Origin of the sequence: Methylorubrum podarium, from assembly GCF_040270385.1 — a bacterium.
Taxonomy (GTDB): Bacteria; Pseudomonadota; Alphaproteobacteria; order Rhizobiales; family Beijerinckiaceae; genus Methylobacterium; species Methylobacterium podarium.
The window spans coordinates 19,331-28,183 of record NZ_JBELQE010000053.1 but is presented as its reverse complement, the minus strand read 5'-3'; the positions used below and the strand labels follow the sequence as shown (position 1 = coordinate 28,183).

Here is an 8,853-nt window from a genome sequence, read left to right as displayed (position 1 = left end):
GGTTGATTTCGTTGAAAAACGCAGAGGCAGTGCTTTGGGCATCGCTCAAGACAGGGCGCTGGAGAACTTTTTTCTTTTCCTGTAGTGCGATGCCGCGACAGCGACGCCTTCTGTATGATGCGGAAGTAGAATTTTCTACGACTAGCGCAGCTTCCGGTGCCGCTTCGGGCTGGTCCCGAGTTTTTCAACAAAAATCGGTCGGAAGCCGACCCATCAGGCATGCGCGACCGGCAGCTCACCCACCTGCGTCGTGTAGCGTGGGGTGCACATCTCGAACTTCGTCGTCCAGGTGCGGCGCTGCCGTTCCAGGCCGGCGCGAGCGGGCACCACGCTGCCGCGGCCGAAACGGGCGTTGCAGGTATCCATCGCCCCCATGACGGTGTCGATACCGAGTGCCTCAAGCTTTGGCAGCGAGGCTCGGCCTGGATGAGGCGGCGGTGCGGGAGATCTACGAGGCTGTCGGGCGTGAGGCCATGGCGACAGGCGCCAGCGACGACGAGCGCATGACCGAGGTGCGGAAGCGGATGCTGGCAGCGTCGAGGGGCTGAGTTGAAAAATCCCGCCGCGGCCGAGCCGGGCGGGGATGAAGGCCTTGATGTCTGCGAGGCTTAGTTGCCCGCTCCATTCCCACTGCCACCACCGCCGCTGCCCTGAGGCACGGCTCGCTCAGGCTGGTTGGCGTTGCCGCCGACTGCGGAGTTGCTGGTGACGGTATCTGCGCCCGTGGCGCCACGCGAGATCGTTGTGCCTCTATTCCGCCCACCAGTGACGTTGCCATCGTCCGTAACGATGGCTCCCGATCCAGTTCGAGGCTGTGAACTTGCGGAGATAGTGAGAGAGGCGAAACCTGCGAGCGCAAGCACAAATCCGCAGATGGCCATGGCAACGGTTTTCATAATAGATCCTGAAGCTAGATCTACGAACAACATGTGAATATGATGTCGTATCCAGGCGTGCGACGAAGGCGACGCTAGAAAGGGATAAGAGGACAAGCGCCATAGCGCCTATCAGTTCACCGTCATCCCTCTCTCCGAAACTCTCATTGGGGCGATATGCGACAGCGTGGTAGAGCGACGAGATGCGCTCCCAGCCCTGGCTCCTCGTCCTGCTTCTCGCCACGCCAGCCCACGCTGAGCCGTTCGTTGGCCGAGCCTCAGTTATCGATGGCGACACGCTAGACGTCCGGGGGACGCGCATCCGCCTGCACGGTATCGACGCGCTGGAAAGCGCGCAGATCTGCAAGGACGCCACTGGCAAGGACTACCGCTGCGGACAGGCGGCTGCCCTGGCTCTCGCCGATCACATCGGGAAACGCCTCGTGACATGTGATCCGCGCGAGACCGACCGCTACGGCCGCGTCGTCGCCATCTGCCGTGCCGATGCGGAAGACCTGAACGCCTGGATGGTCGGGCAGGGACACGCTGTTGCATACCGGCGCTACACCGATGAGTACGTCAACGCTGAACTCACGGCAAAGGCGCTCCGGCACGGCGTCTGGGCGGGCACTTTCCAGGATCCATCCGATTGGCGGCGCGCGAAGCGTGCCGGCGGTGAACGCTCGAGGCCTGAGACTGTCACGCCGCCAAGCAAGGCGAGCGGCTGCAACATCAAGGGCAACATCTCAGCCAGTGGCGAGCGGATCTACCACCTACCCGGCTCGCGCGACTACGAGCGCACCCGCATCAACGACCGCGCTGGCGAGCGCCTGTTCTGCTCGCAGGACGAGGCTAAAGCGGCCGGCTGGCGGGCGCCGCGGGGTTGATGGTCATCTGGCCGAGATGCTGCGGCGCCTCTGGTCTCTGCAACCAAAATGCTAGCGCGGCGGTTGCTGTGGGCTTCCGGCGGGGTGCATGCCCTATCGTTCTCCCTGACAGGGCCTGAAGCCATGGACACTCCAAGCGCAAAGCCGAAGCGGGCGACTGAGCAAGACCGTATCGTCGGCCAGCGCATCCAGATTTTGCGCAGATCGAAGAGCCTCTCGCAGACCGCACTCGGCAGTTCCATCGGCGTCACCTTCCAGCAGGTCCAGAAGTATGAGAATGGCTCGAACCGTGTTGGTGCCAGCCGCCTGAGCGAGATCGCTCGCGTCCTCGATGTACCTGTCTCGACTTTCTTCGATGACGACGAGGAAGGCGCTGGGGCGGAGCAGGGCGAGGCGTTCGTTTTCCTACGCTCCGATGGTGCCATCGATCTCCTACGTGACTTCAACGCACTTGAGGATGATCACATGCGCCTTGAGGTTGTTGCGATTGTGCGCAGGATATCTCGTCTCGGCCGAGAACAAGACATCTAACTCCGCACCGTGCGCAACCGCATCGCGGAGAGGCGACGGTGCAGGAGGTCGCGGAAGGCTGCGCCAGTCGGCGTCGGTGATGGCGGCCGCATGACCGAGGTGCGGGCCCGAATGCTCACCGGGTCTGAAGCGAAACCTCACCGCGGCCGAGCCGGACGGGGTCGCGCCCTTGGCCTGCCCCCTGGAAAGTGGTCCTCCCCGTGGTATGGCCTTGTGCCATGTGGAGGATGTTTTGATGCGTCGGAAGAAGCATACGGCTGAAGAGATCGTCGCCAAGCTGCGTCAAGTCGATGTTTTGGTCGCTCAAGGCCGCAAGGTCGCCGAAGCAATTCGGTCCATCGAGGTGACCGAGGTCACGTATTACCGCTGGCGCTCCGAGTACGGCGGCCTGAAGGGTGATCAGGTCAAGCGGCTGAAGTCCTTGGAGATGGAGAACCAGCGCCTCCGCCGGGCGATCTCCGACCTGACCCTGGAGAAGCTGATCCTCAAGGAGGCGGCTTCGGGAAACTTCTGAGCCCGGCTCACCGCCGGGCTTGCGTCGACCACGTCGTTGCCGAGCATGGTGTATCGGAACGCTTCGCTTGCCGTGTCTTGGGCCAGCATCGTTCGACCCAGCGCAAGTGCGCCGTTGTGGTCGAAGACGAGGCGGCCCTGACAGCCGCCATCGTCGCGCTGGCTCTCCAGTACGGGCGCTATGGGTACCGCCGGATCACGGCGCTGCTCCGGCGCGATGGCTGGACGGTCAACGTGAAGCGGGTTGAACGGATCTGGCGGCGGGAGGGTCTCAAGGTCCCAGCGCGACAGCTGAAGCGAGCCCGCCTCTGGTTCAACGACGGCTCGTGCGTGCGCCTACGGCCGGAGCGACCCGACCACGTCTGGTCTTACGACTTCGTCGAACATCGCACGCATAACGGTCGCAAGTACCGGATGCTGAACGTGATCGATGAGTTCACTCGTGAGTGCCTGGCCATCCGTGCATCTCGCAAGCTGAAGGCGCACGACGTGATCGATGTTCTTTCGAATCTGTTCAGCCTGCGCGGCGTGCCCGGGCATATTCGGTCAGACAATGGCCCAGAGTTCATCGCGAAAGCTGTCCAGGACTGGATCGCAGCGGTTGGCTCGCAGACCGCCTACATCGAGCCGGGCAGTCCATGGGAAAACGGGTATTGCGAGAGCTTCAACGCGAAGCTGCCGGATGAACTCCTCAACGGCGAGGTGTTCTACACCCTCAAGGAGGCCAGCGTCGTGATCGAGCAGTGGCGGATACACTACAACAGCATCCGGCCGCACTCGTCGTTGGACTACCAGCCGCCCGCACCAGAGGTCGTCATCTGGCCGGCAGGGCCGAGCGGCTCAGCTCCGTCCGCTCGCCCCGCCATCGTCACACGACCGACGATGCACTAACTTCAAGCCTGGGCCACCCAATGGGGGCAGGCCAAAATCCGGCGGCCGGCATCAGAAACCTCTTTCACCCCCGTTCAGCCACCTCCAGTTTGAGTGTGGAAAAACAAGCGTTTTCCAGTCACTTAGATGCGTCCAGAACCCTAGAGGTGTGGATTGGGAGCACGAGCTCAGCGTTCAGTAGCCCGTTCAGTCGATCGGGTTCGACGGATCCCCGCAGGGTTAGGCGCAAACACCACACCTCTTGGCTTTCGGAAGCGAGGTCGCCGGTAAATCCCTCCTCGGTGGATTGACCAGCACTTCTGGCGAACCTTAAGTGCAGTCATGCGCGGGTGCCTGCCTCGGACGATCCAAGGCCGCGCGATCATCGCCGTGATCGCGCTTTACGCGCTATTTCTGCAGGCCTTTCTTGGCGGCCTCGTCACGTTGCCCTCCATCCCGGTCGGCGGTGTGATCTGCGCCGAGCACGACGGTTCGACCGTGCCGAGCGATCATGGGCCCGCGTGCCAACACCACACCTGTTGCACGGCGGTGCAAGCCGCGCAGTTGCTCCACCCGCTCCTGTCGGCGTTTGCGACAGTGGCATGGGCCCCGACTCGGATGGCTTCCGCCCCGTGGCGCGACGCCGGTATAGTCCGAGCACGCGCACCTCCCGACCAGTCCGTTAGTCCACGAGGTCCGCCCGCCGTCTGACCGATCCGCTTCCCAGATCGCTCAGACCCGGACCTTTCCCATGTCACAGTCTCTCCAGGGCGACGTGACGGCGTTTTCCGCCGTCGTCGCGCGCCCAGCGCAGGACGCCGTCTACCGCGCCGTCTGGCGCTGGCACTTCTGCGCCGGCCTGCTCTGCCTGCCCTTCCTGATCCTGCTCTCCGCAACGGGCTCGCTCTACCTCTTCAAGGACGAGATCAACGGCACCCTGTTCGCCTACCGGACGACGGTGGCGGCGCAGGCGAGCCAGCCCCTCAGCCCGGACGTCCTCCTCTTCAACGCCTCAGAGGCCCTGCCCACGGGGGTGCCGGTCTCGCTTGCCGACCCAGCCGACCCGACCGCCGCAGCCGTGGCGACGATGGCTGAGGGTCCTCGCAGGACCCTCGTCTACCTGAACCCCTACAACGGTGACGTGCTCGACCGAACCGACCGCGACGGCGAGTTCATGATGGTCGTGCGGCGCCTACACAGCCTCGCCTACTTCGGCACGCTCGCGAACGCCGTCATCGAGGTCGTGGCCGGCTTCGCCATCATCCTCGTGGTCACCGGCACCTACCTCTGGTGGCCACGCCGGCAGGGCGGTGGCGTCGTCAGTGTTCGTGGGACGCCGCGCAAGCGCGTCTGGTGGCGCGACCTCCACGCCGTCACAGGCTTGGTGGCCGGCGCCGGCCTGTTCTTCCTCGCCGCGACGGGCCTGCCGTGGTCGGTCTGGTGGGGCCAGCAGGTACGCACCCTGTCCAACGAGGCCGGCGTCGGCCAGCCGCGGGCGCTGTGGGCCAACAAGCCCGTCTCGAACGTGCCGATGCAGGAGATGCTCACCACGACCGGGTGGGCGATGGAGGACGCGCCGGTCCCGGTCTCGCAGCCGAGCTCGGCGACGTCCATCGGCCTTGCGCGCGCGGTCGAGATCCTGCGCGGTCTCGGGATGCCGCGCGGCTTCGAGATTTCCCTGCCGGTTGGTGAGACCGGCGTCTATGCCGCGGCAGCTTACCCAAAGGACGTGGCCGGGCAGCGGATGATCTCGCTCGACCAGTACACGGGAAAGCCGCTCGTCGATGTGCGCTTCGACGACCTCGGCGGGGTCGCCCGGGTCATCCAGTACGGCATCGGTATCCACAAGGGCGAGCACTGGGGCCGGGCCAACCAACTCGCGATGCTGGCCTTCTGCCTCGCCACCATCCTGCTGTCGGTGACGGCTGCGGTGATGTGGTGGAAGCGCAGGCCCGCCGGCCGCCTCGGCGTTCCGCCCTGGCCGCGCGACCGGCGCGTCGCCACGACCGTAACCATGATCGTGCTCGGCCTCGGCGCACTGTTCCCGCTCACCGGTTTGGCAATCCTCGGCATGGTCTTCATCGACCTCGGCCTTCAGGCCCTGCGCCCGCGCCAAGCGCACTGACCACGCGGCCGAGGCCGAAGGCCCCCGCCCCTGCACCCTTCGCTTCTCCTTTCCCGGTCGCAGCGGTCGCATCCGCCTGCCGCCATCCGACGAGCATCCGTTATGTCCCACCGCCGTTCCGGCCATCGTGCCCGCGCGCTCAGCCTGATCCTGGCCGCTAGCCCGCTAGCTATCACCGCCGCGCTGGCCCAAGGCGGCCAGGCTGTCGCCTTGGAGGAGATCTCCGTCACCTCGGAGGGCAATGGCGGCTCCGGTGGTGCGCCGACCGCGGCGGCCGGTATCGCCAAGCCCAGCCTGCCGCCGGTCTCCGCCCCAACACCCTTGGACAGACCGGTGGGGGAGGTCGTCACCAGCGTCGGGCGGGAGGGCGTCATCGACAACCGCGCCGCCACGAGCGTGGCCGACATCCTGCGGAACAGCCCCGGCGTGACCGTGCGTCAGGGCAACGGACCCCGCGATGTCGTCGTCTCGATCCGCGGCAACAACGCCCGCGCCACCGGTGTCTCGCGAAACATGGTCGTGCTGGAGGATGGCTTTTCCGTCACCCAGGCGGACGGCTCCTCGCGCTTCGACCTCGTCGACCCGCGTGCCTACTCGCGCATCGATGTCTTCCGCGGCCCCCAATCGCCCTTTTTCGGCAACTTCGCCACGGGTGGCGCGCTGAACTTCGTCACCCGCCGCGGCTCCGAGATCAACGGCGTCGAGTACGGCGTCGATGCTGGCAGCTTTGGCTACCTCAACAACTACGCCACCTTCGGTGGGGTTAGCGGCCCGTTCGAGTACAGCCTGTTCACCAGCGACACGCGCAGCAACGGCTTCCTCAGCCACAATTCGTTCGACACCCAGACCATCAATTTCCTGGGCACCTACACGCCGACGCCGGACGACCGCTTCACCCTGAAGATCATCAACAACGAGGTCGCCACCGACCTGCCCGGCCGCGGTTCGCTCAACCAGTTCCGCCTTAACCCCTTCCAGCGCGGCTGCGCCACGGCCGCCGCAGCGGCCCCCGGATGCGCGTCCTACAACCTGCTCCTCAACGGCCGGAACGGCGCCACCGTGCCGGTCACCGCTGATGAGGGCGCGTTCTTCCGCGGCGACCGGCGCACCATCGTGGGCGGTCGCTGGGAGCACGACTTCGACGCCTTCACGACCTGGCGTACCCAGCTCGTGTTCGATGACCGCCAGATCAACCAGCCCTTCTACACGAGCTCGGGCCGCGGCGACTTCCCGGGCTTCAACTTCCTCACCGACGTGACTCGGCGCGGCGCCCTGTTCGGCCTGCCGGCGACCGGCTACGTCGCGCTCGCCTACAACACCCTCGACAGCCACAGCCTGACCTACAACCGCGCGCCCTACGGCGGGGCGCGGCTCGGCGCCCTGACTGCCGACCTTGAGGCCACCCAGGCCAACCTCGGCGGGCGCGCGCGGATCGAGCTGCAGCTCTCCGAGCAGTGGATTGCGGTGGCCGGCATCAGCGCCGAGAACACGACGATCAACGGCCGCAACATCACCTACGGCTTCCCGGCTGCCGGCGGCGTCACCACCACGCTGGCCAACATCGACCGCAGCTTCCTCAACGTCGCGCCGGAACTCTCGCTGCTCTACCGGCCCAACACTGAGTGGCAGTTCAGGGGGCGCGTGGCGACCGGCTACGCCACGCCCTCGGCCTCGAACCTCACCGTCACGTCTGCTGGCGTGCCGGGCAACAACGGACAGCTTCAGACCCAGGAAAACCTCGGTTTCGACGTCGGTGCCGACTGGACGCCGCTGCCCGGCGTCCGCTTCAGCGTGACCGGCTTCTACGAGTTCTTCCGCAACGAGCTCGTCACGCAGTCGCCCGGCGCCGGCCTCCTGAGCTACACCTTCAACGCACCAGGCTCCGAGCATCGCGGTGTCGAGGTCGGGGCGGACTGGGCCTTCGCGCCCGGCTGGCGCGCGACCGCCGCTTATACCTTCGACGACCAGATCTACACGAGGTACGTCGAGCAGCTCAGCGCCGGCAGCCTGACCAGGCGCTTCGACCGGGCGGGCAACCACATCCCCGGCGTGCCCGCTCACCAGCTCCTGGCGCGCGTGGGCTACGAGCAGGCCACTGGCCCTCTGGCGGGCCTGGGCGGCTACGTGGAAACGGTGTTCCAGGACGACTTCTTCATCGACAACGCCAACCTGCTGAAGGCGCCCGGCTACGCCATCCTGAACCTCAACGTGCACTACACGACGGAGCTCGTCGGCTACGCCAAGCGGCTGAACCTGTTCTTCGAGGCGCGGAACGTCTTCGACAGGACCTACATCGCCTCGGCCCAGAACCTCGCCAACTCGATCAGCGCCGCCTCCGGCCTACAGAACGGAGCGGGCGTCCTGGCCAACACCACCGGCTCGGTGTTCGCGGGAGCCCCGCGCAACTTCGTCGGCGGCATGCGGCTGTCCTTCTGATGCCCTCAAGCAGCGCAGCGCCGGTGGCTTGGCAGGTCTCTTGGGTGAGTATTCCGGCTACTCACGTCGTCGTGGCACGGCCATGATTAGAATCTTCCCACGCTTCAGAGGCCGTCCTAACAGCAAAGTCGATTTCTCTTGGTTTTCGCCGCCACTAGTCGCATGTTGAGATCTTCGCACGCTCGCATCCGCCAACCTGTCATGGAGGGAGAAGATGCTCAGATCGTTCGAGGAGAGAGAACGCGCCGAAGAGCTTTTATTCGTGATCGGCGAGGAACGGCGCTTTCTGAACCGCCGCGCTGGCGCCCAAGCATTGGCCGATTTCGCCATCCGAAAACTTGGCTGTGATGGGCGGACGGGTTGCGCCTACGCTGACGTGCTGATCGATGCGATGGTCCATGGCGCCAGCAACGAGGCCTTGCTGGAGCGAGTGCGCGCCGATCTGGCAGCCAACCTGGCAGATTTCAGCCTCGACGAACTCAGAGCCGTGATGCTGGGCGGCAGTGATCCTGCTCTCAGATCTATGCCGGTCGTTACACCTCGCTCGCCAGTCCGCATTTCTTCGCGTTAGTAGCGCAACAACGACTAAGATCGCGGTCTATGGTCCGAACGATGC

General features: G+C 65.3%; 8 protein-coding genes and 1 pseudogene. 7 read left to right on the top strand and 2 right to left on the bottom strand.

Going from position 1 to position 8,853, the window contains the following annotated elements:
- Positions 1–213 precede the first annotated feature (213 nt).
- Positions 214–378 (bottom strand): annotated as a pseudogene (locus tag ABS772_RS09250) (DUF4113 domain-containing protein); the annotation flags it as partial.
- A 26-nt stretch (positions 379–404) separates the two neighbouring features.
- On the opposite strand from ABS772_RS09250, the gene ABS772_RS09245 reads away from it, so the two are divergent.
- Complete coding sequence (locus tag ABS772_RS09245) at positions 405–548, top strand: hypothetical protein (protein ID WP_350393942.1); 144 nt, start codon at positions 405–407, stop codon at positions 546–548.
- A gap of 60 nt (positions 549–608) precedes the next feature.
- Here ABS772_RS09245 and ABS772_RS09240 read toward each other — a convergent pair whose 3' ends face one another.
- Positions 609–896, bottom strand: coding sequence for a hypothetical protein (locus ABS772_RS09240; RefSeq protein WP_350393940.1), 288 nt, complete (start codon positions 894–896; stop codon positions 609–611).
- A 182-nt stretch (positions 897–1,078) separates the two neighbouring features.
- Between ABS772_RS09240 and ABS772_RS09235 the strand changes: the two genes are divergently transcribed.
- The 6 genes from ABS772_RS09235 (at position 1,079) to ABS772_RS09210 (ending at position 8,808) form a co-directional block, all read left to right on the top strand.
- Positions 1,079–1,762: a thermonuclease family protein gene (locus ABS772_RS09235; protein ID WP_350393938.1), complete on the top strand. Its 684-nt coding sequence runs from the start codon at positions 1,079–1,081 to the stop codon at positions 1,760–1,762.
- Positions 1,763–1,885: 123 nt separating this feature from the next.
- Complete coding sequence (locus ABS772_RS09230; protein ID WP_350393936.1) at positions 1,886–2,293, top strand: helix-turn-helix domain-containing protein; 408 nt, start codon at positions 1,886–1,888, stop codon at positions 2,291–2,293.
- A 235-nt stretch (positions 2,294–2,528) separates the two neighbouring features.
- Positions 2,529–3,697 (top strand): IS3 family transposase gene (locus ABS772_RS09225; protein ID WP_350393934.1). Its coding sequence is split into 2 segments (ribosomal slippage): positions 2,529–2,793 and positions 2,793–3,697, totalling 1,170 coding nucleotides; the frame shifts between segments, so codons are not numbered across the junction.
- A gap of 730 nt (positions 3,698–4,427) precedes the next feature.
- Positions 4,428–5,801 carry a PepSY-associated TM helix domain-containing protein gene (locus ABS772_RS09220; protein WP_350393933.1) on the top strand — a complete coding sequence of 458 codons (1,374 nt, stop codon included), beginning with the start codon at positions 4,428–4,430 and terminating at the stop codon, positions 5,799–5,801.
- Positions 5,802–5,903: 102 nt separating this feature from the next.
- Positions 5,904–8,237 carry a TonB-dependent receptor family protein gene (locus tag ABS772_RS09215; protein WP_350393932.1) on the top strand — a complete coding sequence of 778 codons (2,334 nt, stop codon included), beginning with the start codon at positions 5,904–5,906 and terminating at the stop codon, positions 8,235–8,237.
- A gap of 214 nt (positions 8,238–8,451) precedes the next feature.
- Positions 8,452–8,808 carry an ATPase inhibitor subunit zeta gene (locus ABS772_RS09210; protein ID WP_350393930.1) on the top strand — a complete coding sequence of 119 codons (357 nt, stop codon included), beginning with the start codon at positions 8,452–8,454 and terminating at the stop codon, positions 8,806–8,808.
- Positions 8,809–8,853: the final 45 nt, after the last annotated feature.

Bases quoted from the DNA above. Each gene is read 5' to 3' on its own strand.
- ABS772_RS09230 (WP_350393936.1), top strand. From the start codon at position 1,886: ATGGACACTCCAAGCGCAAAGCCGAAGCGGGCGACTGAGCAAGACCGT.
- ABS772_RS09235 (WP_350393938.1), top strand. From the start codon at position 1,079: ATGCGCTCCCAGCCCTGGCTCCTCGTCCTGCTTCTCGCCACGCCAGCC.
- ABS772_RS09215 (WP_350393932.1), top strand. From the start codon at position 5,904: ATGTCCCACCGCCGTTCCGGCCATCGTGCCCGCGCGCTCAGCCTGATC.
- ABS772_RS09220 (WP_350393933.1), top strand. From the start codon at position 4,428: ATGTCACAGTCTCTCCAGGGCGACGTGACGGCGTTTTCCGCCGTCGTC.
- ABS772_RS09210 (WP_350393930.1), top strand. From the start codon at position 8,452: ATGCTCAGATCGTTCGAGGAGAGAGAACGCGCCGAAGAGCTTTTATTC.
- ABS772_RS09240 (WP_350393940.1), bottom strand. From the start codon at position 896: ATGAAAACCGTTGCCATGGCCATCTGCGGATTTGTGCTTGCGCTCGCA.